Raw genomic sequence first — 26,494 nt, 5'->3', positions numbered from 1 at the left:
AGTTAACAATAATTAACAGGATTGGTATTAATTCCAGAATTAAAGACCACAAAATTAGTAAATTTTTCTTTAAGATACGAAGTTATTAAGTTTTTTGTAAACTGTTCCGATTCAAAATGCCCAATATCTGCCAAAACAAGCTTATTTTCAGCAGTAAAAAAATCGTGATATTTCAAATCTGCCGTGATATAAATGTCCGCTCCAGCTGAAATTGCATTTTTTATTCCAAATGCGCCAGAACCTCCAAGTACAGCAACCTTCTTTATTTTTTTGTTTAATAATTTCGAATGACGAATAACGGGTGTATTCATTTGAGTTTTTAGATAATTGAAAAAATCGAGTTCTTCCATTTCATTTTCTAACTCTCCAATCATTCCAATTCCAATATAATTGTTTTGATTATTCAACGAAATAACAGAATATGCAACTTCTTCGTACGGATGATTTTTGAACAAAGCATTCATCACATCACCTTCCAAATGTTGCGGAACCACAACTTCTATTCGCGTTTCGTTTACTGTTTCCAGCTTACCAACTTCTCCAATAAAAGGATTTGCGCCATCAATTGGTCGAAAATTTCCTTTGCCTTCTATCGCAAAACCGCACGAATCGTAATTCCCAATTTTCCCTGCACCCGCTTCATACAACGCAGATTTCAATTGCTCAGCATGTTCTGTTGGAACATAAGTTATCAATTGTTTGATGGTTTGAGACTTTGGAATAAGAATTTTAGTATTCAATAAAGATAATTGTTCAGAAATTTTGAAATTAACACCAACTTTCGAATTATCTAAAGCCGTATGCGTTGCATAAATATTAATTCCATTTTTGATCGCTGTCATCACTGCTTTTTCAACATAATTTTTTCCGTTTAATTTCTTTAAACCTGAAAAAATAATTGGGTGAAAACTCACAATCAAATTACAATTTTTCTCAATTGCTTCTTCTACAACTTCTGGTGTTGTGTCCAACGTTATCAAGATTCCTGTTACCTCATCATTGTAATCACCAACAAGCAATCCAACATTGTCAAAATCCTCTGCATACGCCAAAGGCGCTACTTCTTCCATCGCCAAAGCGACATCTTTTATTCGTATCATTTCTCTTTTAAAAGCAATTTTTCTGTAGGCAAATCATTTTCGATACCTTTCCAATACGATTCAAAATTAAACTTTTCTAACAACTTTCTTGAAGCAACATTATCAGGATCGATGACAGCCATTACTTGCAAATCAGGAAATTTTTCTTTTGATTCTGCTAATAAATGTTTGCAAATCATTGATCCAAAACCTTTTCTCCAAAATTCTTTTTTCAATAAATAACCTATTTCAAGTGAATTTTCGATGTGTTTGTTATACACCAATTTACAATCACCTAAAAGTGTGTCGTTTTCGTCATAAACCTTAAAAAAACCAAGGTTTTCGTTAACGCTACCTTTTTCTAAGATTGATGTAAATTTGTGATTTGCTTGCTCTTCATTCAAACCTTTTCCAGAGATATATTTCATCACTTCGTCGTCCTGAACAAGTTTAAAAAAGTTATTAAAATCTGTAGGTTTATATTTTTCGAACCGAATTTTCTTCATGAAATTTTGTTAATGCTTTTAATAAATTGATTTGATTAATCGTACGATTTAGATTTTGTTTTGGATAAGAAATCGAATAATAAATATCGTTTTCTAAATAATCTGCCAAAAATCTAACCGCCTGAATATAAATCACAATATACGCAACAAAATCCATATTTTCGATCTCTATTGGTTGTAAATCATATTTTAAATGTTCTAAAAACCCATTTTTAACCGCTTTATAATAATCAGGTTCAAACAATTTTTCAGGATTAGGATCGTCTTCAGCTTTCAGGTTTGCGTATGTACGAATCATATCTCCAAAATCGCACAAAATATTCCCTGGCATTATTGTATCCCAGTCTATCACAGCGATTGCTTGCGAATGATTATCATTATTAAATAAGAAATTACTGATTTTAGCATCAGCATGAACGACACGCTTTGGGAAATCTATTTCTAAATACTTTTCAACTTGATACAGATTATCCAAAATATAAGCAACTTCTTCTTTCGTTTCTTCTAAACGCTCTGTTGAAGCATTTTTCAATGCATTTTTGAAATCATTTACACGTTTATGATAATCTAAAAACCCGACAATCGAAGGATAAATTTCATCAACATTAACATCTAACAAATACGAATGAAATTCACTAATTGTTTTCGCCGCTTCATACGCTTGTTCCGCAGATTCCACTTTCTCAAAACAAATAGAATTTGGAATAAAAGAAGTCATTCTCCAAGTTTCTCTATCTTCTTTTGCTAATAAATTTCCTTGCAAATCTTTTACAATTTCGATTACCGAATTTTGATAATTCTTTGCTTTTAGATGGCGAGAAATGATGTCAATATTGTTCGAAATTACTTCTGGTTGAGGAAAAACGTGCGTGTTTATTTTTTGTAAAATATATTTTTTTCCTTCATACTCAACTTCATAAGTAGAATTAATCCAACCAGAACTGATTGGATTAATACTAACTTGATCTATATTTTCGAAATAATGTTTTAATATTTTCTCCATTATATTTTATGTCCAAAGTGAATTTGGATATTTTTGATCATTGATTAAATTTTGAATAGAATTTACTACAACTTCTCTGTCTTCTGGATAAGTCATTCCGAACCAATTGTCATCCGATTTTTCTACAATCACTTCCAATTGATCTTCTTTGATCATATCATTTACAACTTTTGGCAAGAAAAATTCTGCTTTCAATTGAGAAGCATTTTCGAGAAGAAATTCCTCAAATTTATCTTCTAATTTTCTAAAAATAGAAGGATGTAAAACGAAGAAATTCATCGAAACAGCCGTATCTCCGTCCAATGGTAAAACGTTATCATCTTCTTCGAAAACAATTTCTTTATTTTCGTTAGAATAGATATTTGTACGCTCTACAACATTCTCCAAATGACCGTTAGTTACAGTACATACTCCGCGAGAAACAGAACCATTTTCGCTAATCGTATTGGCCAATTTGTACGCAACCATACCATAAGTATTTGCTGTAATTTTTTCGTTTTGAACCAATTCATTTGCTTTCTCAAATGCTTTACGACCATAAAAATCGTCTGCATTAATCACAATAAATGGATTGTTTAAATGATTTTTTGTAATCATTAAAGCATGTCCTGTTCCCCAAGGTTTTTCACGTTTCTCTATTGTATCGTAAATTCCTCTCGGAACAGAAGTATATGTCGTTTGAAGAACAAACTCAGCTGAACCTCCATTTTTTTCAATTAAATTTTGAAAATATTTTTTAGTTTCTGCATTAAATTGTTCATTAATAATGAATACAAAATGTTTTATTCCGCAAGAAAAAGCATCGAAAATTGAATATTCCATCAACGTTTCTTTACTTGGTCCAATTGGATCAATTTGTTTTTGTCCTTTGTAGCGGCTTCCCATTCCACCTGCTAAAATGACTAATGATAAGGTTTTAGAATCCATAATCTTCTGTACCAAAAACTGGTTTTCTTGTTTTATATTTTCCTCTTGTAAAGTCTGGCATTTCTTGAGAAGTACCATTTCCTTCGATAGATTTTTCACTTAATGGTGTTACTGCATACCAAGTTGCTAAATCATATACATCGAATGGGAATTCTTTGTTTGCTTTATTTTTTAAAATGCAAAATATGAAAAATAATCAATAAAACTTTCTACTTATCAGTAAAATTAGTAGGTTTTAGGCGAATCCTTAGGAAATACTATAATGAATTCTGTCGTAGTAACATTTTCGTTTTTTGATTTAATTGCAGATATTTTTTCATTTAAATCTTCACTTTCTAGAATTTCAATTACAGCGATTTTGAGCTCAGGTCGAAAATATTTCAAATACCAATAAATTCCGCCATAATTTTTAGAATGATAATCACCATTGTAATGAATAAATAGATTATTTTTCTTCAAATTATTCAAAATTGATTCTGCCATTGTTGCATCCTTTGTAGCTTGTGCTGCAACAAACTGTTTTGCCTTCACTCCAGCATGATCTCCCATCATTTTAATCATCTCAGGATAACCAGGTGCATCATAATCTATCGTAATAGGAAGTTTCGCAATAAAGACTTTCTCATTATTTGGAACTGTATCCAAAGCTTCAAGTCCATTCTTAGCGACATACGAAGCATATTTGCGTGATACGTTAGTCGCTACAAAATCCAAATTCTTTTCTTTCGCAAAATCAACAAGCGGTTTATAATCTGTTTTATAATTATTCCAAAGCTTTGTACTTTTTTGAAATTCTTCATCCGTCGTTTTGCCTTTCAAATAATTCGTTAAATCATTTTGTTGATGGCGCTCGAACATTTCTGCTCCGAGTATCAGTTGTTTTCCTTTTATCTTATACAATTCTTTTGTCGTTTGCAATTGCAACCAATGATTTACCGCATTATTATGATGTTCACCAAATAAAACAACATCATATTTTGCTAATTCTTTAATCATTTTATCAAAATCAACTTTCTTTTCTTGTTGATTATAAATTTGATAAGTTTTTCCGTTTTGCGCTTTAGCCTGAATTGTTAGTACAATTAATAAGGTATAAAGTATCGTTCTCATGTTATTTAAATTAATTCTAAATTGTAACAAATTAACAAAAAACTCTACATATAAAGAAAACAAATTCAACTACTATGAATAAAGTTCTTGAAATTAATCAACTTACTAAAAAATTTGGCAGTTTTACAGCGGTCAACAATGTCACTTTTTCGGTAGAAAAAGGAAACGTTTATGGATTACTTGGTCCAAACGGAAGTGGAAAATCGACAACATTAGGAATGATTCTTAATGTAATCAATCCTACAGCGGGTTCGTGGAAATGGTTTGATCAAGAACCAGATAACGATTCATTAAAAAAAATTGGTGCAATTATCGAAAGCCCAAAATTCTATCCTTATTTATCAGCAGAAAAAAATCTTGAAATTGTTGCTGATATTAAAGAAGTTAATTATGGAAAAATTGACGAAAAACTTGAATTAGTTGGATTACTTTCTCGTAAAAAAGATAAATTTCAACAATATTCGTTGGGAATGAAACAACGTTTGGCAATTGCGGCTGCGTTATTAAATGATCCTGAAGTGCTGATTTTAGACGAACCTACTAATGGTTTAGATCCACAAGGAATTATTCAGATTCGTGAATTGATTATTAAAATTGCTCAACAAGGAACTACAATTATTCTAGCAAGTCATTTATTAGACGAAGTCGAAAAAGTATGTTCGCATGTAGTGGTTCTGAATCAAGGAAAAATGCTTTATGCGGGTTCTGTAGATCAAATGAATTCAAGTTTTGGAAGTATAGAAGTTGCTGCGCAAAATATGGAAAGTTTGGAATATACACTAAAAACGTTCTCATTCGTTTCAAAAGTTACCAAAGAAAACAACAAACTTTTTGCTGTTTTATCAGAAGAGAAAGATCCAGCAGAAATTAACAAAATGCTTTATGAACAAGGAATTATCGTGAATCATTTAGTAAAACGTAAAGAATCTTTAGAACAACAATTTTTCCAACTAATCCAAAAACAGAACTAACATGAAAAGATTATTTAGCATAGAATGGAATAAATTATTCTACAATAAAGGAACGCGAATTTTCATCATTTTATATTTTGTGATGATTCTGTTAATGGGAATTACGTTACCGAATTTCAAACCAAATATGAATGAAATTGAAGTTGATTTAATCAAATTGGGAGCATTAGAGTTTCCTATAATTTGGCATAATATTACGTGGTTAATTGGTTTTGGAAAATTCTTTTTAGCTATTATTGTTATTAATAATATTACAAACGAATACTCTTTCGGAACTTTCAAGCAAAATACAATTGATGGTTTATCTAAAACTGAATTTTTAAACACAAAAGTTTTGATGAACGTTGTGATAACTTTGATTTCTACACTTTTAGTTGGCGTTTTAGTTTTTGCATTAGGTTCTATTTTTAGCGAAAAGTTTGATTTTATAAATGGAATCGAATTCTTGGGAGGATATTTCGTCGAAATCTTCGCTTATATCGTATTTGCCATGTTTTTATCATTTTTATTAAAGAAAAGTGCTTTTGCAATTTTATCTTTAATTGTATTAAACATCGTAGAATCTGTTGTAAAAGCTATCGAATTTTTAGTTCGATTTGGAAAACAACCACCAAGTAATCCTGAAGAAATAAAGCTATTATCAAATTATTTACCTTTAAATTCAAACGGAAAAATCATCGATTATCCTTCAGTAGATATACAACAAGCCTTGATGAAAAGTAAATTATTTGTTCCAGATTCTATTCAATGGGAATATTTTGGAATCAACGTTTTTTACATCATTTTATTTTTAGGTTTATCTTTACTGATTATCAAAAAAAGAGATTTATAATTTTATTATAATAAATTATCAAGTTATAAACTAGAGTTTGAAATTACTTCATGCTCTAGTTTTTTTTACATTTCTACTACGTTAATATTTATTTTATTTTATTTTATTTAAATTATTATTTTTTATTTAAATTAGTTATAATCAATCATCTAATAAAATTAAAATGAAAAATAACTTTAGAATAGTCGCCTTAGATAATGAGCTTTTTAGTGATTATTTTAATCTAAGTGATAAGGAATTGTCAAAACAAAATATCTCGAGAATGATTGTAGATAAATTCCCAGGATATCCTTGCCGAGTTAGTTTAACAGATGTGCAAGTTGGAGAAGAAGTTATTCTACTTAATTTTGAACATCATTCGGTAAACTCTCCTTACAAGGCATCTGGTCCTATTTTTATAAGTAAAAACGCACAAACTTATAAATCTTCTATTAATGAAATTCCAATAATGTTTAACCATCGGTTTTTGTCTATTCGTGCTTACAACAAGAATTCAATAATGATTTTTGCTGATGCAATAAAAGGAGATTATTTAAAAGAAAAATTAAATGAAATCTTAGAAAACCAAGAAGTCGAATACATTCATATTCACAACGCAAGACCTGGTTGTTATAATTGCTTAGTAGAAAGAGCTTAAAGCTAATTAGTATTTTTGTTAAAAAATTAAATCTGAATTTTAGTTTACAAAGGTTTTTATTTTTTTATTCCCATTAATCAATTCAAAAAAAAATAAATAATTCATCTAAAATTTGCAGTTTTCTTCTTCAAAGCAATTTACAATTTCACTTGTTTGTTTATCTTTGCAACTATGCAAATGACAAATTTCGAAGAGTTAAAAACTCTTTTAAAATCAACACCAAAGAAAATTGCAATTCTACCGCACAAAAATCCTGATGGAGATGCGATAGGTTCTACATTGGCGATGTTTCATTATTTGAATAAATTAGGACATACATGTAACATTGTTTCACCAAACGATTTTCCTAAGTTCCTAAAATGGATGCCTTCAGCAAAAGAGATTGTAATTGCAGATTACCGACCAAAAGTTGCCGAAGCAATTATACATCAAGCTGAGTTGATTTTTATCTTAGATTTTAATACTGTAAAACGAATTGATGACTTAGGAAACTGGGTTGAACGTTCGAAAGCTCCAAAAATATTAATCGATCATCACCGCGAACCAGATACATTTGATTTTATGTATTCGGATATCGAAATGCCTGCGACTTGTCAAATGGTTTATAATTTTATCGAAGCGATGAATGATTTAGATAAAATTGATAAAGGCATTGCTGAATGTATTTATACTGGAATAATGACGGATACAGGCGGATTCCGTTTTCGTAATACATCGGCAGATACGCATAGAATTGTAGCAGAGTTAATTGATAAAGGTGTAGAAGTAGATAAAGTTACTTCTTATGTAAACGATTCACAAACACAAGGACGATTAAAGTTATTATCATTAACTCTAAATAATCTAACTTTTTTACCAGAATATCGAACAGCTTTCATGTTTTTAAAACGTGAAGATTTACTAGCAAATGGTTTTCAAAAAGGAGATACAGAAGGTTTTGTAAATTATGGTTTGAGTGTAGAAAATTTTATCTTTTCTGTAATTTTTATTGAAGACACACATCATAATTTCATTAAAATTTCGTTACGTTCGAAAGGTGATTTTGATGTGAATGAATTCTCTCGCAAACATTTCAATGGCGGCGGTCATATGAATGCTTCTGGAGGTCGTTCGGATATGAATATGGAAGAAACAATTGCTTATTTCCAATCCCTTTTACCAGAATATCAAGAAAAATTAGCTAGTATCGTTATCTAATGAAAAAAGTTATTTTATTCACTTTCGCTGTTTTTGCGTTAATGAGTTGTGATCAAAAAGTCATACAATATCCCGTTTCATATTCCAATGACGATTTTATGAAACGTTCGCAAGAACGTGGAAAATTATTGCATCAAGAAGAATTACAATGGTTTGATGATTATATGAAAACATCTGACCTAAAATTTGTTAAAACGAGTTCGGGCTTTTGGATTTCAAATAGTGGTCAACGAACAGCTTCTACAGCAAATAATGGAGACTACATCGAATTTGAATATCAAGTAACTGATCTCGAAAACAATATTTTATATTCGTTTAACGATAATAAAGTTCAGAAAATAATTTTAGGAAAAGCTGATATTGTGAGAGGTTTACAAGCTGGTTTGCAATTAATTCCTGAAGGTGAAACTGCTAAATTATTATTACCTTCGTTTTTAGCTTATGGAGGTTATGGTGATACACAAAAAATTGCTCCAGACTCGCCTATTATTATGGATGTAAAAGTTTTAAAAATAAAAAAACACTAATAAACACAAAGACTGTAAAGTTAAAATGAGAAAAATATTATTAATCTTAACTGTCATCACTACTCTTGTTAGTTGTGGCGTTAAAATTCCAAAATCGATGAGTAAAGAAGAATTTAAAAGTTTAGAAGACGGATTGTATGCAAAAATGACAACAAATCATGGTGCAATGACAATCAAATTATACGAAGAAGAAGCTCCAATGACTGTTGCTAACTTTGTAGGATTAGCAGAAGGTACAAAAGAAAATAAAGCAAAAGCAAAAGGAATTCCTTTTTATGATGGAATCATTTTTCACCGTGTAATCAAAGATTTCATGATTCAAGGTGGTGATCCAGACGGAAGAGGTACAGGTGGACCTGGTTACGATTTCGAAGATGAATTTGATGCAACATTAAAACACGATAAAAAAGGTGTTTTATCTATGGCAAATTCAGGACCAGCAACAAACGGGTCTCAATTCTTCATTACAGAGGTTCCAACTCCATGGTTAGATGGTAAACACACTGTTTTTGGACAAGTTGTAGAAGGTTTAGAAGTTGTAGATTCTATTGCTAATGTAGAAAAAACAAGAGATGACAAACCAGTTGTTCCAGTTGTGATTGAGAAAGTAGAAATCGCTCGTAAAGGTGATAAATATGCCAAATATAACGGTGGAGAAGCTTTTGAAACTGCAAAAGCAAATCATGCAAAAAAACAAGCTGAAGCTGAAGCGAAAGCAAAAGCTGAAAAAGATGCTGAAATTGCTCGTCAAAAAGAATTAGAGGCTAAAGCGCAAACTACTCCTTCTGGATTAAAATATGTAATTTTAGAAGAAGGAAACGGAGCAAAACCAGTTCAAGGAGATCCAATTCAAGTACATTATACTTTACGTTTAAACGATGGTGAAAAATTAGATTCATCTTACGATCGCAATCAACCATTAGACGCAACAGTTGGTGTAACAGGATTAATCCAAGGTTGGATGGAAGCATTGACAATGTTCAACAGAGGTTCTAAAGTTTTCTTAATTATCCCTGCTGAATTAGGTTATGGTTCAAGAGGTGCTGGAGGTGTTGTTCCACCAAACGCAACTTTATATTTTGATATGGAAGTGTTAGATAAATAATTTATCTATTCAAAATAAGTAGAAAAGCCACTCAAATTGAGTGGCTTTCTTTTTGTCCCATTTTGAAATAACTATTTTTACTTCTTATCAAAACTCACATGAAAAATTTAACATCTTTAATTTTACTCATTCTCAGTTTAAAACTAGCAAATGCAAGAGAAATAGTAAACTTCAACTCCGATTGGAGTTTCAAGAAAGGTCCATTTACTACAGCGGAAATCAACTACAATTCTGTCTTCAAAGGCGATTGACAATTAGTTCAAATTCCACATACATGGAATGCGACTGATATGCAAACAAATCAAGTTACAGCAGATTTTTATAGTACTAAAAAGCGCTTTTATGTTGGTGATTCGTATTACAGAAAATCTTTTACACCAAAAACTGAATGGAAAGGAAAACGTATTTTTATCAAATTTGAAGGCGTTGGCGAAAATGTAGAAGTTTACTACGTCAATAATTCGCCTCTAAAATCTACACAAAATAAGAACAAAGTAAGCTATCAAAGCGATACAAACAACAGAAATTATAATTTTGTTGGACGTCATCAAGGTGGATATTCTGCATTTGTTTTGGAATTGACAGGAATGATAAAATTTGATCAAGAAAATGAAATTTTAGTTAAAGCCAATAACGAGGAAAATCCAGCAATTATTCCTGTGAATCATGTTTTATTTCCTGTTTATGGCGGAATTTATCGTCCAGTTTCGTTGATTGTTACTGACCCTATCAATATTGCTGTAAATGATTTTGCTTCGGCTAGAATTTTTATTTCTCAAAAAAATGTTAGCAAAAAATCGGCTGATATTCATGTTAAAGTCAAAGTTGATAATAAATCTGGTCAACAAAATAACATCGAAATTTTCACTTCTATTATTGATCATAACAATAAAACTGTAAAATCTATCACTACCCCTTACACTCTATCGCCGCAAGGTAGACAAGAAATTATTCAAGATATCAAGGTTAATAATCCACATTTATGGAATGGTTTAGAAGATCCATATTTATATAAAGTGGTTACGCAAATCAAAAAAAATAATCAAGTTCTAGATGAAGTAGCGCAACCTTTAGGTATCCGTAAATTTGAGCTAAAAGCCAACGATGGTTTCTTCTTAAACGACAAAAAATATCCGCTATATAGTGTCACAAGACATCAAGATCGCTGGGGAAAAGGTTCGGCTTTATCAAATGAAGATCACGATGAAGATTTAGCAATTATAAAAGAAATTGGTGCAACTTCTATTCGATTAGCACATTACCAACAATCAGATTATTTTTATTCTAAATGTGATAGTTTAGGATTAATAATTTGGGCAGAAATTCCGTTTGTAAATCAGGTTACAACCTTGGAAGAAAATAATGCGATGCAACAATTGAAAGAATTAATTCGTCAGAATTACAATCATCCATCAATTTATACTTGGGGATTACACAACGAAGTTTATACACCAAATAATTACACAACCGAATTAACAACAAAACTAAATGATTTAGCTAAAACAGAAGATCCATACCGTTACACAGTTCAAGTAAATGGATACAACACAGTAGATCATCCTGTGAATAACAACGCAGATATACAAGGAATTAATCATTATTTTGGATGGTACAATGGCGAAGTAGAAAATTTATCTGACAAAGAAGATGTTGAAACTTGGGCAAATGATATTTCAAAAAAATTTAAAGATTATAAAATTATTTTCTCTGAATATGGCGCAGAAGCAAAACCTGAAGATCAAGTTGAAGTTGCTGGGAACTATGGAAATCAATGGAGTGATCCTGCATTTTTTCCAGAAGAATTTGCAACTAAATTTCATATTGTTCATTGGGCAACAATAGAAAAACATCCAATATTTTTGGGATCTTATGTTTGGAATACTTTCGATTTTGCAACGCCTATTACACGATTGAATGTTAATCCAAGAAATTTCAAAGGTTTGGTTTCATTTGATCGAAAAATTAAAAAAGATCCTTTTTATTGGTATAAAGCAAATTGGAGCAAAGAACCTGTTGTTTATTTAACGCAACGTAGAATGGTAAATAGAGGAAATGAATTTACAACTGTTACAATCTTCTCTAATCAAGGAACGCCAACGTTAACTGTCAATGGTAAAAAGATTGAAAATGTAAAAAATGGCTATAATAAAATTCATTTCGTTGCTGAAAATGTTCAATTGCAAAAAGGTGAAAACATAATCATTGCAGAAACTAATCTTAATGGAAAAACCATTTCAGATAAAATTATTTGGAACTATGATCCAAAATATAAAACTTCTCAAAAAGAAGCCACTACGAAAGATATTCATGTTGGACTTTAGTGGGAAATAATATCATAAAAAAGGCTTAAAAATTAATTTTTAAGCCTTTTTTATATTGTAGTTTACTACTTATTTTTCAAAATCTCGTGGAAAACGGTTTGAGCTGAGAAAATTCGGTTCGTTGCTTCATCAATTACGATAGAACGATCAGAATCTAAAACTTCATCAGATACTACTACATTGCGACGAACTGGTAAACAATGCATAAATTTTCCGTTATTTGTCAAATTCATTTTATCCATTGTCACTTCCCAATCCTTATCACCATCATTCGGTTGACCATAATTTTCATAAGAAGACCAGTTTTTTGCATAAACAAAATCAGCATCTTTCAACGCTTCATCTTGATCATAAGCAATCGTTGCTCCATCAGTAAATTTTGGATCTAGCTCCAAACCTTTTGGTTGTACAACTGTAAAATCTACCCAATCTACTTTAGAAAACCATTGCGCAAAAGAATTCGGAACAGCTTGTGGCAAACGACGTGGATGCGGCGCCCAAGTCATCACAACTTTCACTTTCTTTTCAGGTTTTGTCCCAGGCGTATAACCCGTTTTTTCTGCAATTGTAATTAAATCAGCAAAAGATTGTAATGGATGTAATGTTGCACTTTCCAAAGACACAACAGGAACAGAAGATAATTCTTTTACTTTATTGAACATGATTTCGTTATAATCTTCATCACGATCTACTAATTTCGGAAAAGTACGAACGCCTAAAACATCACAATACGCACTCATTACCTGAATTGCTTCTTTGATATGTTCTTGCGAATCTCCGTTCATCACAGCACCATCAGCCATTTCCAATGTCCAAGAATCTGCTCCAGCATTCAAAACCCAAGCATTTGCTCCAAGATTATAAGCCGCTTTAATAGAACTTAGACGTGTACGTAAACTTGGATTAAAAAAAATTAAACCAACTGTTTTATTTTTACCAACTTCTTGTTGAGCAAAAGGATTTGCTTTAATTTCTAAGGCTGTTTTTAGTAATTCGTCGATGTTTTCTACATCATAAACCGAAGTAAATTGTTTCATAATTGAGAAGAATCTTTTGTTTTATTTGTTCTGCAAAATTAGTTGAAACAATCGAGGTTTAAAGAATTATTTTTTCTAATTTTCACTTAAAACAACGTCAATTCATCTTGCGGACCACGAATATCTAAATCTAAATCATTGTTTAATTTCTTAATAAAATATTTGGCTAACATTGGCGATTCTAACTCTAAATTTTGATGAATAAAAAAGTACAATTTCTGCAAACCTTCTGCTTTCCAAAGTTTAATTGTTTCAATCCATTCATCCAAACGCTCGTAATCAGATGGAATATTTGCTCCAACAAAACGCACAAAAGCTTCATTCGAAGTCAATCGCATATGCACCATATCTCTCCTACCCGCTGTATCAACAATAATATTTGAAATGTTATGCTTTTCTAATAACGAAACCAATCGATTAAAATTTTCTTCGTTCGAAAACCAATCTTCATGACGAAGTTCTACAGCTAACGGATAACCTTTCGGAAAATTTTGAATGAAATTTTCTAATTTTTCAAAATCTTTTGGAGCAAAATTTTCGTGCATTTGTAAGAAAATCATTCCTAATTTTTCTTCAAATAACGCAACTGCATCCAAATATTCATTCAATTTATCTGTCACATTTTGCAATCGTCCATAATGACTAATACTTTGTGGAATTTTCGGGAAAAATTTAAAATCTTTTGGAGTTTTATTTGCCCAACTTTCGACATTTTCTTTACTTGGCGAACGATAATATGTCGCATTTAGCTCGATACTATTAAATTGCTTTGAATAATAACTCAATTCATCTTTTGTTTTAGGCGGATAAAAATTCTTCAAATCTTGCTTATTCCATTTTGCACAGCCTACATATACTTCGAAATTATCTGATTTATCAGCTTTATTCAACAAATCAATCGTTTCTTTTGGCGTTTTTGGCAATGTAAAATTAACCAATTCTGGGTTTTCTACTTATCCGAATTTCATCTTTCTAAATTTGAACGAAAATTAAGCAATTATAAGCAGTTCTCATGATCTATTTTACGACAAAATGTCAGAAAAATTTCATTTGGAATATCTTTTGAAATTTAGAATTCGTCAATAAATCTTATGATTTAGACTATTTACAAGAAAAACTAATTATTAAATAATAAAAATACAATAACGATGAATAAAGGAAATATTAATGTTTCGGTAGAGAATATCTTTCCATTAATTAAGAAGTTTTTATACAGCGATCACGAAATCTTTTTACGTGAATTAATTTCAAATGCTTCTGACGCAACCCTGAAATTAAAGCATTTAACAAGTATTGGTGACGCAAAAGTAGAATACGGAAATCCAAAAATTGAAGTAAAAATAAATAAAGACGATAATACTTTGCACATTATTGACCAAGGTTTGGGAATGACAGCTGATGAAGTGGAGAAATACATCAATCAAGTGGCGTTTTCTGGAGCGGAAGAATTTATCAATCAACACCAAGATGCGGACGGAATTATCGGACATTTTGGTTTAGGTTTTTATTCTGCATTTATGGTTGCGGATAAAGTAGAAATCATAACAAAATCATATAAAGACGAGCCTGCAGTTCATTGGACGTGTGATGGTTCTCCTGAATTTACATTAGAAAATTCGGATAAAACAGATCGTGGAACTGAAATCGTTTTACACATTGCAGAAGACTCGAAAGAGTTTTTAGACGAATGGAAAATCCGTGAATTATTGAATAAATACAATAAATTCATGCCAATTCCGATCAAATTTGGAACGAAAAAAGAAACACTTCCTTTACCAGAAGATGCTTCAGAAGATGCAAAACCTGAGGAAATCGAAGTTGATGATATTATCAATAATACAAATCCGGCTTGGACAAAAGCGCCATCAGAATTGTCTGACGAAGATTATCAAAATTTCTACAGAGAATTGTATCCAATGCAATTCGAAGAACCTTTATTCCATATTCACTTAAATGTTGATTATCCATTTAATTTGACTGGAATTTTATTCTTCCCAAAATTAGGAAACAACATCAATATTGATAAAGATCGTATTCAATTATACCAAAATCAAGTATTTGTAACAGACGAAGTGAAAGGAATTGTTCCTGATTTCTTGATGTTATTACGTGGTGTGATAGATTCTCCAGATATTCCATTGAATGTTTCGCGTTCGTACTTACAAGCTGATGGAGCTGTGAAGAAAATTTCGGCACATATTACGAAAAAAGTGGCGGATAAAATGTCTTCATTAATGAATCAAAATCGTGAAGATTACGAGCAAAAATGGAACGATATTAAAGTTGTAATTGAATATGGAATGATTTCGGAAGATAAATTCTTCGAAAAATCTGACAAATTTGCATTGTATCCAACAGTTGATGGTAAATATTTTACTTGGGATGAATTAAATACTGCGATTAAAGACAATCAAACCAACAAAGACGGAAAATTAGTAATTCTTTATGCGTCTGATGTTGATGGACAAGATCAATACATACAAATTGCGAAAGAAAAAGGTTACGAAGTAATTTTATTAGATTCTCCTATTTCTTCTCACTTGATTCAGAAGTTAGAATCTACAAAAGAAAATGTAACATTTGTTCGTGTTGATGCGGATCATATCAATAATTTGATTGAAAAAGATGAAGTTAAAATTTCCAAATTATCTGATGATGATAAAGAAAAATTGAAAACTGAAATCACAGAATCAATCAACAATAAATCATATACAATTCAATTAGAAGATTTATCTGGAACAGATGCACCTTTCATCATTACGCAATCAGAATTTATGCGTCGTATGAAAGATATGCAAGCTTCTGGCGGAGCTGGGATGTTTGGAATGGGTAATTTCCCTGAAATGTATAATGTTGTTGTGAATGCAAACTCGGATTTAGCAACAGAAATTTTAGCTAAAGATTCGAAAGAAGAAAAAGAAGCGTTGATTAATCAAGCATTAGATCTAGCAAAATTATCGCAAGGTTTGTTAAAAGGTAAAGAATTAACAAATTTTATCAATAGAAGTTTTAAGAACATTAAATAATCTCAGAACACTATATTTTAGTAATCTTAAACTTAAAATCCAGCACATAATGTGCTGGATTTTTTATTTCTAAATAGATTTATTGATGTGTTAAACTTTTAAAATTAATCTGAAATAATTTGCAAAACATGATTTTTGTCATTAATTTTACATCAAGGAATTAATAATTATTCGTTCAGGACTTCAAAATACTTTAGTTGTTTTGAAACAGAACATTAAAATTAATAGTTGTTTTTCCACAAAATAACGAAATTTTTAAGCCGACAGAGAATTTTCATAATAAGGTGAAAATTAATTCAAATCATTATCAAAAATTTCGGGAAGGATTTCAAGAAATTGAAATCCTTTTTTCCCTAGACGTTCTTTTTAAATCGATTTTGCTCATAGTTATTGCATAGGATTAATAGTCTCTCATATATGAGTACATTTCATTTATTATTTACAATAGATATTTGTTCTATTTATAAAAATTCTTTTTTATAATCATTTAAAAAGAACAAGTTACAATGGACTTATTCAGAAGAAAGAATTTGACATTGGGAAGGATTTCAAGAGATTGAAATCCTTTTTTTTTTTGCAATTATTATAACAAAAAAAGAGCGACAAACATGTCGCTCTTTTAATATATATCAGAATGTTATTATTCTTGTGATACAATTTTTGCAGATAAATACTCACGGTTCATACGTGCAATGTTATCTAAAGAAATTCCTTTTGGACATTCGATTTCACAAGCTCCTGTATTTGTACAGTTACCAAAACCTTCTAAATCCATTTGTGCAACCATTTTTTGAGCACGACGAGCAGCTTCTACTTGTCCTTGTGGTAACAATGCGAATTGAGAAACTTTAGCTCCTACGAATAACATTGCAGATCCATTTTTACAAGTTGCAACACAAGCTCCACAACCAATACATGTTGCAGCGTCGAACGCTTCATCTGCATGCATTTTGTTTACTGGAATATTGTTTGCATCTACTGTACGTCCTGATGTATTTACAGAGATGTAACCACCAGCTTGTTGGATACGGTCGAAAGATGAACGGTCTACAATTAAATCTTTGATTACTGGGAATGCAGCAGATCTCCATGGTTCGATGTAAATCGTTTCACCATCTTTGAACATACGCATATGTAATTGACAAGTTGTAACACCTCTATCTGGTCCGTGCGCTTCTCCATTGATGAATAAAGAACACATACCACAAATACCTTCACGACAGTCGTGGTCGAATGCAACTGGCTCTTTTCCTTCCTCTATTAATTGCTCGTTTAATAAATCAAGCATTTCTAAGAAAGAAGAATCAGTAGAAACATCTTTTAAGGAATATGTTTCCATTTTTCCTTGAGCATTAGCGTTTTTTTGACGCCAAATTTTCAGCGTGATGCTGATTGTTTTTGATGATGCCATAATTCTATATGATATTTTGACATTTTGCTTGAAAGTTTGTTATCAAGCAAAATGATTTTATTATTTATAACTACGAGTTTTAAGCTCGATATATTTGTAATTTAATTCCTCTTTGTGTAAAACCTCAGTGTTGATATCATCACCTTTATATTCCCAAGCGGCAACATAAGTATAGTTTTCATCATCACGCATTGCTTCACCTTCTTCTGTTTGGTACTCCTCACGGAAGTGACCACCACAAGACTCATTACGGTTAAGAGCATCAATTGCCATTAACTGTCCTAATTCTAAGAAGTCAGCTACACGTCCAGCTTTTTCTAACTCAGTATTCATTTCGTTAGCATCACCAGGAACTTTTACATCACGATAGAATTCTTCACGTAAAGCAGCAATTTCAGCAATCGCTTCTTTTAAACCTTGAGCATTACGAGCCATACCTACTTTGTTCCACATAATATTTCCTAAACGTTTGTGGAAACTATCTACAGTTTTAGTTCCTTTATTGCTTAAGAAATGTTGAATTTGGTCTTTAACAGCCTTTTCAGCTTCATCAAATTCTGGCGTATTTGTAGGAATTTTACCTGTACGAATATCTGCTGATAAATAATCTGCAATTGTATAAGGTAATACGAAATAACCATCTGCTAAACCTTGCATTAATGCAGAAGCTCCTAAACGGTTAGCTCCGTGATCAGAGAAGTTAGCTTCTCCTACTACGAAACATCCAGGAATTGTTGATTGTAAGTTGTAGTCAACCCAAACACCACCCATTGTGTAGTGAATTGCTGGATAGATACGCATTGGATTTTCGTATGGATTCTCATCTGTAATTTTCCAATACATTTGGAATAAGTTACCATATTTCTCCTCAATCCATTTTTTACCTAATTTCTCGATTTCAGCATCTGATGGATTTTGATCTCCGTTTGCGAAAGCAACCTCACGACCTTTTTTCTTGATCTCATCTGTAAAATCTAAGTAAACTCCTTCTCCAGTTTCATTTGCTTCAATACCATAACCAGCATCGCAACGCTCTTTTGCAGCACGAGATGCAACGTCACGAGGAACTAAGTTACCAAATGCAGGATAACGTCTTTCTAAGTAGTAATCTCTGTCTTCTTCTTTGATATCAACTGCTTTTTTCTTACCAGCACGGATTGCTTCAGCATCTTCTTTCTTTTTAGGAACCCAGATACGACCAGAGTTACGTAAAGATTCAGACATTAAAGTCAATTTAGATTGATTTGTTCCGTGGATTGGAATACAAGTTGGGTGAATTTGTACATAACAAGGGTTAGCAAAATAAGCACCTTTTTTGTGAATTTTCCATGCTGAAGTTACGTTAGAACCCATTGCATTAGAAGATAAGAAATATACGTTTCCGTAACCACCAGTAGCAATAACTACTGCGTGAGCAGAATGTCTTTCGATTTCACCTGTAATTAAATTACGAGCGATAATACCACGAGCTTTACCATCTACAAGTACAATATCTAACATTTCGTGACGGTTGTACATTTGGATGTGCCCTAAGTGGATTTGCTGATTCATTGCTGAATAAGCTCCTAATAATAATTGTTGTCCTGTTTGACCTTTCGCATAGAAAGTACGAGATACTTGTACCCCACCAAAAGAACGGTTATCTAATAACCCACCGTAATCACGTGCAAAAGGAACCCCTTGCATTACACATTGGTCGATAATATTACCAGAAACCTCCGCTAAACGATAAACGTTAGACTCACGAGCGCGGTAATCACCACCTTTGATTGTATCGTAAAATAAACGGTAGATAGAGTCGTTATCTCCTTTATAATTTTTAGCAGCATTTATCCCCCCTTGTGCAGCAATAGAGTGCGCACGACGTGGTGAATCTTGATAACAGAAAGCTTTTACTTTATATCCTAACTCTGCTAAAGTAGCAGCTGCAGAACCACCAGCTAAACCAGTACCTACAACAATAACATCAATTTTATCACGGTTATTTGGAGCCACTAAGTTTAAGTGTGCTTTGTGTTCGCTCCATTGTTGTGCGATATCTCCTTGTGGAGATTTTGAATCTAATATACTCATTTCTTGATATTATTTAATTATTTAACAAAAAAATGGTAAACAGCGATGATAATGAAACCTGCTGGAATTAAAATTGAATACCATTTCCCGAAAGCAACAATTACTGGAGTGTATTTGTTGTGTCTTGCACCAATAGATTGGAATGCTGATGCAAATCCATGTTGTAAGTGTAATGATAAAAATACAAATGCAACAATGTAAATTACTAATCTTACAAAACTTAAAGCACCTTCTAATGTGAAAACGTGGTTTAAATGATCCATAAAGTAATTTCCTTGAGCAAACTCAGGATTTGGAGCAATGTAGTGATCAGTAATTGTAGGAACCCAAAAGTCATACAAGTGTAATAATAAGAAAACTAAAATTACAGATCCAGAAACTAACATGTTTCTTGACATCCAAGAAGCATTTGCAGCACCATTGTACTTTTGATAAGCAACTGGTCCACGCGCTTTCTTGTTTTGCGCTTCTAATACAAACCCCATTACAAAGTGGTATACAACACCAATTAATAAAATAGGCTGCATTAAATATTGGATAAAAGGGTTATCACTCATGAAAGCCGAAACTTCATTGAACCCATTCGGATTAATAACAGATAATGCATTAATCACGAAATGTTGTAACAAGAACACAATCAAAAATAACGCTGAAAGCGCCATCGCGAACTTCTTACCAATCGACGATTTTAGTAATGATTCATTTGCCATAAAGCAATTCGTTTAATTTTTTAGATATTTCCACAAATTTAATCATCCCGTTGCTCTAATCACAATGAATTATATCATTTCGTTAACAGATTTCGATAGTTTAGAATCATTCTTAGTTAATTAAGACATTTTAACAAATTTTCTAATTTTTTTTTGCTTAATAAATATTTAATTTCTATACTTGCAGTAGAAAAGTAGAACAACTTTTCATAGGTTTAAGTTAGTTAGGTTAATCCTCTTATATTTCTATAAGAGGATTTTTTATTTTTTTAGTTGTAACATTATTCTTTTTTTTACTACAAATAAAGAGCAACAGAATAATAGTTTGAATAATAAAGCAAAAATATTTACTGAATTAGTCGAGAAAAATCAGGGAATTATCCATAAAGTTTGTCGTATTTACACAGACGACAAGGATTCTCATGACGATTTATTTCAGGAAATAGTTTTGCAATTATGGCGCTCTTATGACTCTTTCAAAGGAGATTCAAAATTTAGTACGTGGATGTATCGTGTTAGCTTAAACACAGCAATTACTTTAATTAGAAAAAAAACAAAATCCAGTGAAACTGATTTTAATGAAGCTCAATTTTTAAACTTAAAATCTGATGACAAAGACGAATTTTTAGAAGAGCGTATCACACTTTTATACGCAGCAATTAGATTATTAAACGACGTAGAACGTGCATTGGTACTGCTATTTTTGGAAGACTTACCTTATAAAGATATTGCTGAAACTTTAGGAATTTCAGAAGTTAATGCTCGGGTAAAAATGAACAGAGTAAAGATAAAATTAAAAGAAATAATGTCTAAAATGGAACAATAATGGAGTTAGATGACTTAAAATCAATTTGGGGTTCCATAAAGGAAGAAGAAAAGTTTGATCAAAATCAAATTTTTCAAATGTTGAAGAAAAAATCATCAACGACAATAAAATGGTTATTTATATTCACTTTTTGCGAATTTATCCTTTTTCTTGTCTACAATTTATATGTTTTAATTTCAGGAAAAAATTTTTTTAATAACGAAGTCAAAACATTAGTCGAAGAAAAAACAATTAACAATTACGAAATCGCTTCGGTTTTTAGTATTGTGATTACGTTTGGATTTTTGGTGATGGCTTATCGTTATTTCAAAAAAATAGATCTTAATCAATCTGTAGTCGATTTGATGAAAAATATTATTTCATTTCGTCGATTGGTGAACTTGTTTATTCTTTTCACCGTTTTAAGTTTAATTGTTTCTTCTGCCCCATTCTATTACGAATTAGGCCAATCTATTTATTTGGCAAAACACGCTCATGATATACAGCCAATTGTGAATAATGCTGCTGTTTATGGTTGGATTGCAATAATAACTGCTGTTGCTTTTATTGTGATTATAGGAACGGTTTATTATGGGATTATTTATTTTTTATTTTTAAGAAAACTTCAACAAAACATGAAAGAGTTGAAAGAAATGAAATAAAATCTTATTTTTGTAAACTGAATGAAAAAATTTATCCAATATATTATGCTTACGATTTCACTGTTTATGACAGTGTATCAGTCTGCGCATATATTGGATCATGCTCTAAATAAAGAGCACAAAGAGCTGAAAGACAAATTCTCTAACGTACACGATCATAGCTGTACAATTTGCCATTTCAATCAACATTTTATAGAAAATGATTCAGAAATTGAGTTATTTGAATGGTCACAATCATTTATCCAAAAAGATAAAACACTTTATACAACTCGTGTAAAACAAGCTGTATTACTTACTCAAAAAAGTCTTCGAGCACCGCCCTACGCAATTTAATTTCAGAAAAAACCACCTTATTTTTTTAACGTTATTAAATTATTGTATTTATGTCAATCAACATAAAATGTAGTATTGCGGCTACATTATTGTGCGGAACTGTGTTTGCACAAAACATTTTCGAAGGTCAAATTATAGATAAAAATCAAAAACCAATTCCTTTCGCAACTGTATACTTCAACAACGAAGAATATCACACAAATGCCGAAGGAAAATTTAGAATTGAGAATTTAAACAAAGGAAATTATCAAGTTCAAATTGATGAGCAAGGTTACGAACCTTTTTCTCAAAATATTACGTTTGATTCTCAACAAAAATTTGTTTTTACACTTACTTTTCACAAAGCATATAATTTAGATGAAGTTACTGTTTTAGGGCATCATCACGATTTTTCAACAGCTAATGTAGAGCGTGTCGATCAATCTTATATTCAAGAAAACTATGCAGGATCATTAGCCAAATCACTTGAAAATATTGCAGGTGTTAATGCTTCTGGAATTGGATCATCAGCTTCAAAACCAATTATTCGTGGACTTGGTTTCAATCGATTAATTGTTGCTGAAAATGGTGTAAAACAAGAAGGACAACAATGGGGAGCCGATCATGGTTTGGAGATTGATGCGCTAAATGTTGAAGATGTCGAAGTGATAAAAGGGCCTGCGGCTTTGGAGTACGGAAATGAAGCTATTGCTGGAGTTATCAAGATTAACAATAACAATTTACCAGCGAAACATTCACTTTCTGGAGAAGCAAAAACTTTATATCAATCAATAAATGATAATTACGGAATTGGATTTAATTTGAAATCTCGTAACGATCATTTTTTCTATAAAATAAAAGGTTCTTATTCTGATTATGCAGACTACAGAACGACTACCGATCGCATTTATTACCTGAATCGCTATTTACCAATTTACAATAAACGTGTAAAAAATACGGCTGGACAAGATTTGAATGCTGAAATACAAACAGGTTATATTGGTGAGAAATTTCGTTCAATTTTAACGGTTTCTAACGTTAATCAGAAAATCGGTTTCTTTCCTGGTTCACACGGAATTCCTTCTGTAGATAGACTTCAAGATGATGGAAATTATAGAAATATCGAATTTCCTTATCAAAAAGTGAATCATTTTAAAGTAATTTCCGAAAATGAATTTCGTTTAAATTCAAAAGACGTTTTAAAATTTTTAGCAAGTTATCAAAACAATCGTCGACAAGAAGTTAGTTCATTTCACACACATTATGCAAATCAACCAGTTCCAACAAAAAATCCTGATTTAGAATTAGATTTTAATTTATCAACGTATGATTCTCAATTAAAATTTGAACATAATCATAGCAAAAATTTCAAAACAATAATTGGCGCACAAGCGCAATTACAAGCCAATAATATTGCCGGTTACAATTATTTATTACCAAAATATGACCGAAATATTTTTAGCGGATTTTTGATTGAAGAATTCAAAAAAGGAAATCGTTGGAAAGTAACTGCTGGTTTACGTTACGATTATTCGACGTTCAAATCGGAAGGTTATTTTGATGAATTTCTTTACAATTATTTGATTGAAAAAGGTAATTCTGAAGGCATTGCAGATTATTATGCAAATCGTAGCAAATCAATCGATCGTAGTTTCAGTAATTTAAACGGAATGATTGGTGCAACTTTTCAACCAAATGATTTATGGGATTTCAACTTGAATGTTGGAACAAATTTCCGTTTACCAACCGCTATAGAATTGGGTTCTAACGGAATTCATCACGGTAGTTTTAGACATGAACGAGGTGACGAAAATCTTGATATAGAAAAAGGAATTGCTGTAGATTTCAAATCTGTTTTTCACAAAAATGATTGGAATATTTCGCTAAGTCCGTATTTATATTATTTCAGCAATTATATTTTCTTAAAACCTTCGGGACAATTTTCGATTCTTCCTCATGGTGGACAAATTTATCAATATACACAAAGCAAAGCTTTGTTGACTGGTTTTGAATTTGAAGTTCGTAAGAAAATCAACGAAAATTTTGATGCAAATCTTGTGTACGAATATTTATACAATCGACAAATTACGGAAAATAAAAAATTCGGAAATTATCTTCCTTTCACTCCTGCAAATAATTTATTTGGACAAATTAATTATAAAATCAATCAAAATATTGCATTTTTAGAAGGTTTGAGCTTTTTTGCAAATGGAAAATATACATTTGAGCAAGATAAAATTGCACAAAATGAAGATATCACTCCAAGTTATTTCTTGGTTGGAATTGGAGGAAAAACGAAACTTAAATTCAATAATTTTAGTGCAAATTTAAGTGTTCAGGTTTCTAATTTATTCAATAAAAACTATTACAATCACACCAGTTTTTATCGTGCATTGCAATTACCAGAACAAGCTCGAAACATACAAATTATGTTAGGAATTCCGTTCGGAAAATAGTTGATACATGAAAAAGAAACATCCTATTTTTGGACTTTTCTTTAGTATTATTCTTTTTTCGATTCCAACTTTTAATCAATTACATTTTTCTTTAATCGATCATTCACAAGATTTTTCGAATCAAAAGAAAGAAATTATTCATCATCAATGTAATCATTTCACCTATTACTCTGTCTTTATTGACACGCATGATGAACCAAAAATAGAATCAAAACCGAACGAAGAATTTTACAGTAAAGAAAGTTTTGAACAAGTAGAAAAAATTAAACATTCTACAATTGAATATCATTTTACACGAGGTCCGCCTCAGGATTTTGTTTATTAATAAATCAACCAAAATCTTAAAAAAATAATATTCAATTCAAAAAAAATAAAACAATGAAAAATTCAATTTTAAACTATTCATTTATAACATTATCAGCATTATTCATTACATCTTGTTCATCAGATGATTCTTCATTAGATACAACAAAACCTGAAATTAATTTGATTGCACCTAAAGACCACGATGAATTTCATTTAGGCGAAACCATCTCAATTGATGCTATTTTGAAAGACAATGTAGAATTGGGAACGGTAAAAATTGATATTCATTATGCAGGAGATGGTCATCAACACAGAACAGCAAATGTTAATTGGACGTATGATGCAGAAGAAGCTATTCCAGCAGGAAAAACTGAGCACACATTAAGTCATAAAGTAAATATTCCTACAGAAGGAATTACGGAAGGACATTATCACTTAGGATTATTCTTAATTGATCGCGCTGGAAATCAAACGCAATCTTTTATCGAAATCGTTGTAGGTGAAGATTACGACCATGATCACTAAAAAAAAAATTTGAAAACGTCCGAAATTTCGGGCGTTTTTTTATGTGCATTGTTAAAAGAATACTATTTTAGCACTCTTCAATTATATCAAAACAAAAAAATGATTGCAATAGCAGATAGTGGTTCTACTAAAACGGATTGGGTAATTTTAGATAGCGACCTTAATGAAGTTTTTAGAACAAGTACAATTGGATTTAATCCGTATTTTGTAACAGCAGAAGATATTACGACTGAATTACAAAAAAATGAAGATTTTGCACCTGTTGCAAATGATTTCGCAAAAATCTTTTTTTATGGTGCTGGAACTTCCAGCGAAACAATGCATGCTGTTGTTAAAGAAGGTTTACAAAACTTCTTTACAAATGCTGAATTTGTAATAGACCATGATTTATTAGCCGCTTGTTATGCCACTTACATGGGAAAACCTGCAATGGTTTGTATCTTAGGAACAGGTTCTAATTCTTGTTATTTCGATGGAACAACAATGCGCGAAGAAACAAAATCTTTAGCTTATATTTTAGGAGACGAAGGTTCTGGAAATGACCTAGGAAAACGTGTATTACGCGCTTTTTATACAAAAAAAATGCCTCCACATTTAGCAAAAGCTTTTGATGATTATTATAAATTATCTGTAAATGAGTTAAATAAAAATGTGTACCAAAATAAATTTGCAAATACTTATTTAGCCTCTTTCAATAAATTTGTTGTCGAACATAAAAATGATCCATTTATTCAGAAAATTATTTATGATGCAATGTCTTCTTTTATCGAATATCAAATTATGCCTTACGAAGAAGCTCGTCATTCTGAATTAAATTTCATTGGTTCGATTGCTCATATTTACGAAGATGTTATTCGTTCAGTTGCGGCAGAATATCACTTAACAGTTGGTCATATTATTAGAAAACCAATTGATAATGTTGTTGATTATCACAAAAAATATTTGATTAAATAATC

The 26,494-nt window shown here is 31.2% G+C and carries 25 protein-coding genes and 1 pseudogene; 15 read left to right on the top strand and 11 right to left on the bottom strand.

Features of this window, described 5'->3' with window-relative positions:
• Positions 1-2: 2 nt before the first annotated feature.
• The 6 genes and pseudogenes from N5D03_RS05845 to N5D03_RS05820 all read right to left on the bottom strand — a co-directional run bounded on the left by N5D03_RS05845 (position 3) and on the right by N5D03_RS05820 (position 4,625).
• Positions 3-1,097: a Nif3-like dinuclear metal center hexameric protein gene (locus tag N5D03_RS05845; RefSeq protein ID WP_280051178.1), complete on the bottom strand. Its 1,095-nt coding sequence runs from the start codon at positions 1,095-1,097 to the stop codon at positions 3-5.
• Positions 1,097-1,585, bottom strand: a complete 489-nt coding sequence (locus tag N5D03_RS05840) for a GNAT family N-acetyltransferase (RefSeq protein ID WP_280051139.1) — start codon at positions 1,583-1,585, stop codon at positions 1,097-1,099. Before N5D03_RS05840 ends, N5D03_RS05845 begins: the two co-directional genes overlap by 1 nt.
• Entirely contained in the window at positions 1,557-2,588 is a 1,032-nt protein-coding gene (locus tag N5D03_RS05835) for an aminoglycoside phosphotransferase family protein (protein ID WP_115000898.1), read from the bottom strand. Before N5D03_RS05835 ends, N5D03_RS05840 begins: the two co-directional genes overlap by 29 nt.
• A gap of 6 nt (positions 2,589-2,594) precedes the next feature.
• Positions 2,595-3,515 (bottom strand): sugar phosphate nucleotidyltransferase, encoded by a 921-nt coding sequence (locus N5D03_RS05830; RefSeq protein WP_280051137.1) that lies wholly within the window; start codon positions 3,513-3,515, stop codon positions 2,595-2,597.
• Positions 3,505-3,690 (bottom strand): annotated as a pseudogene (locus N5D03_RS05825) (gfo/Idh/MocA family oxidoreductase); the annotation flags it as partial. The gene N5D03_RS05830 and the pseudogene N5D03_RS05825, both read right to left, overlap by 11 nt.
• Positions 3,691-3,740: 50 nt before the next feature.
• Positions 3,741-4,625, bottom strand: a complete 885-nt coding sequence (locus N5D03_RS05820) for a ChaN family lipoprotein (protein WP_280051136.1) — start codon at positions 4,623-4,625, stop codon at positions 3,741-3,743.
• 74 nt (positions 4,626-4,699) lie between these two features.
• Here N5D03_RS05820 and N5D03_RS05815 point away from each other — a divergent pair, with 74 nt between their 5' ends.
• From N5D03_RS05815 to N5D03_RS05785, 7 genes are all read left to right on the top strand, one after another.
• A complete protein-coding gene (locus N5D03_RS05815; protein WP_221856261.1) occupies positions 4,700-5,596 on the top strand; it encodes an ATP-binding cassette domain-containing protein in 897 nt (298 codons plus the stop codon).
• A 1-nt stretch (position 5,597) separates the two neighbouring features.
• A complete protein-coding gene (locus N5D03_RS05810; RefSeq protein WP_280051135.1) occupies positions 5,598-6,428 on the top strand; it encodes an ABC transporter permease in 831 nt (276 codons plus the stop codon).
• A 163-nt stretch (positions 6,429-6,591) separates the two neighbouring features.
• The gene (locus N5D03_RS05805; protein ID WP_125349264.1) at positions 6,592-7,065 is read left to right on the top strand and encodes a DUF1203 domain-containing protein; all 474 of its coding nucleotides are present in this window, start codon (positions 6,592-6,594) and stop codon (positions 7,063-7,065) included.
• Between the two features lie 171 nt (positions 7,066-7,236).
• Positions 7,237-8,262 carry a DHH family phosphoesterase gene (locus N5D03_RS05800; RefSeq protein ID WP_280051134.1) on the top strand — a complete coding sequence of 342 codons (1,026 nt, stop codon included), beginning with the start codon at positions 7,237-7,239 and terminating at the stop codon, positions 8,260-8,262.
• On the top strand, positions 8,262-8,789 hold the full coding sequence (locus tag N5D03_RS05795) for an FKBP-type peptidyl-prolyl cis-trans isomerase (protein WP_115000909.1): 528 nt from the start codon (positions 8,262-8,264) through the stop codon (positions 8,787-8,789). The genes N5D03_RS05800 and N5D03_RS05795 overlap by 1 nt, the downstream gene beginning before the upstream one ends.
• Positions 8,790-8,814: 25 nt before the next feature.
• Entirely contained in the window at positions 8,815-9,894 is a 1,080-nt protein-coding gene (locus N5D03_RS05790; RefSeq protein ID WP_038331198.1) for a peptidylprolyl isomerase, read from the top strand.
• Positions 9,895-10,157: 263 nt separating this feature from the next.
• On the top strand, positions 10,158-12,215 hold the full coding sequence (locus N5D03_RS05785; RefSeq protein ID WP_280051176.1) for a glycoside hydrolase family 2 TIM barrel-domain containing protein: 2,058 nt from the start codon (positions 10,158-10,160) through the stop codon (positions 12,213-12,215).
• Between the two features lie 65 nt (positions 12,216-12,280).
• Here the strand turns inward: N5D03_RS05785 and N5D03_RS05780 are convergent, their stop codons facing one another.
• Positions 12,281-13,252, bottom strand: a complete 972-nt coding sequence (locus N5D03_RS05780; RefSeq protein ID WP_280051133.1) for an N-acetylornithine carbamoyltransferase — start codon at positions 13,250-13,252, stop codon at positions 12,281-12,283.
• A gap of 86 nt (positions 13,253-13,338) precedes the next feature.
• Complete coding sequence (locus tag N5D03_RS05775) at positions 13,339-14,190, bottom strand: DUF72 domain-containing protein (protein WP_280051132.1); 852 nt, start codon at positions 14,188-14,190, stop codon at positions 13,339-13,341.
• A 210-nt stretch (positions 14,191-14,400) separates the two neighbouring features.
• On the opposite strand from N5D03_RS05775, the gene htpG reads away from it, so the two are divergent.
• A complete protein-coding gene (gene htpG / locus N5D03_RS05770) occupies positions 14,401-16,278 on the top strand; it encodes a molecular chaperone HtpG (protein WP_115001086.1) in 1,878 nt (625 codons plus the stop codon).
• 640 nt (positions 16,279-16,918) lie between these two features.
• Here the strand turns inward: htpG and N5D03_RS05765 are convergent.
• From N5D03_RS05765 to N5D03_RS05755, 3 genes are read right to left on the bottom strand one after another with little or no spacing between them, the layout of a single operon-like run.
• On the bottom strand, positions 16,919-17,689 hold the full coding sequence (locus N5D03_RS05765) for a succinate dehydrogenase/fumarate reductase iron-sulfur subunit (protein ID WP_038337216.1): 771 nt from the start codon (positions 17,687-17,689) through the stop codon (positions 16,919-16,921).
• A gap of 60 nt (positions 17,690-17,749) precedes the next feature.
• Entirely contained in the window at positions 17,750-19,762 is a 2,013-nt protein-coding gene (locus tag N5D03_RS05760; protein ID WP_125349258.1) for a fumarate reductase/succinate dehydrogenase flavoprotein subunit, read from the bottom strand.
• Positions 19,763-19,779: 17 nt separating this feature from the next.
• Entirely contained in the window at positions 19,780-20,472 is a 693-nt protein-coding gene (locus N5D03_RS05755; protein WP_038337219.1) for a succinate dehydrogenase cytochrome b subunit, read from the bottom strand.
• 325 nt (positions 20,473-20,797) lie between these two features.
• Between N5D03_RS05755 and N5D03_RS05750 the strand changes: the two genes are divergently transcribed.
• From N5D03_RS05750 to N5D03_RS05720, 7 genes are all read left to right on the top strand, one after another.
• On the top strand, positions 20,798-21,298 hold the full coding sequence (locus N5D03_RS05750) for a sigma-70 family RNA polymerase sigma factor (protein WP_038337221.1): 501 nt from the start codon (positions 20,798-20,800) through the stop codon (positions 21,296-21,298).
• Complete coding sequence (locus tag N5D03_RS05745) at positions 21,298-21,939, top strand: hypothetical protein (protein WP_115001090.1); 642 nt, start codon at positions 21,298-21,300, stop codon at positions 21,937-21,939. Before N5D03_RS05750 ends, N5D03_RS05745 begins: the two co-directional genes overlap by 1 nt.
• Positions 21,940-21,960: 21 nt before the next feature.
• Entirely contained in the window at positions 21,961-22,272 is a 312-nt protein-coding gene (locus tag N5D03_RS05740) for a hypothetical protein (protein ID WP_038337225.1), read from the top strand.
• A 50-nt stretch (positions 22,273-22,322) separates the two neighbouring features.
• Entirely contained in the window at positions 22,323-24,707 is a 2,385-nt protein-coding gene (locus tag N5D03_RS05735; protein ID WP_221855587.1) for a TonB-dependent receptor, read from the top strand.
• A 7-nt stretch (positions 24,708-24,714) separates the two neighbouring features.
• Complete coding sequence (locus N5D03_RS05730) at positions 24,715-25,032, top strand: hypothetical protein (RefSeq protein WP_038337229.1); 318 nt, start codon at positions 24,715-24,717, stop codon at positions 25,030-25,032.
• 53 nt (positions 25,033-25,085) lie between these two features.
• Positions 25,086-25,538 (top strand): DUF4625 domain-containing protein, encoded by a 453-nt coding sequence (locus N5D03_RS05725; protein ID WP_280051131.1) that lies wholly within the window; start codon positions 25,086-25,088, stop codon positions 25,536-25,538.
• 99 nt (positions 25,539-25,637) lie between these two features.
• Positions 25,638-26,492 carry a BadF/BadG/BcrA/BcrD ATPase family protein gene (locus N5D03_RS05720; protein ID WP_181816317.1) on the top strand — a complete coding sequence of 285 codons (855 nt, stop codon included), beginning with the start codon at positions 25,638-25,640 and terminating at the stop codon, positions 26,490-26,492.
• Positions 26,493-26,494: the final 2 nt, after the last annotated feature.

The sequence above is a fragment of the Empedobacter sp. GD03861 genome (assembly GCF_029840885.1).
Lineage (GTDB): Bacteria > Bacteroidota > Bacteroidia > Flavobacteriales > Weeksellaceae > Empedobacter > Empedobacter falsenii_B.
The sequence above is the reverse complement of the archived record's forward strand: the minus strand, read 5'-3'. Positions and strand labels throughout refer to the sequence as shown.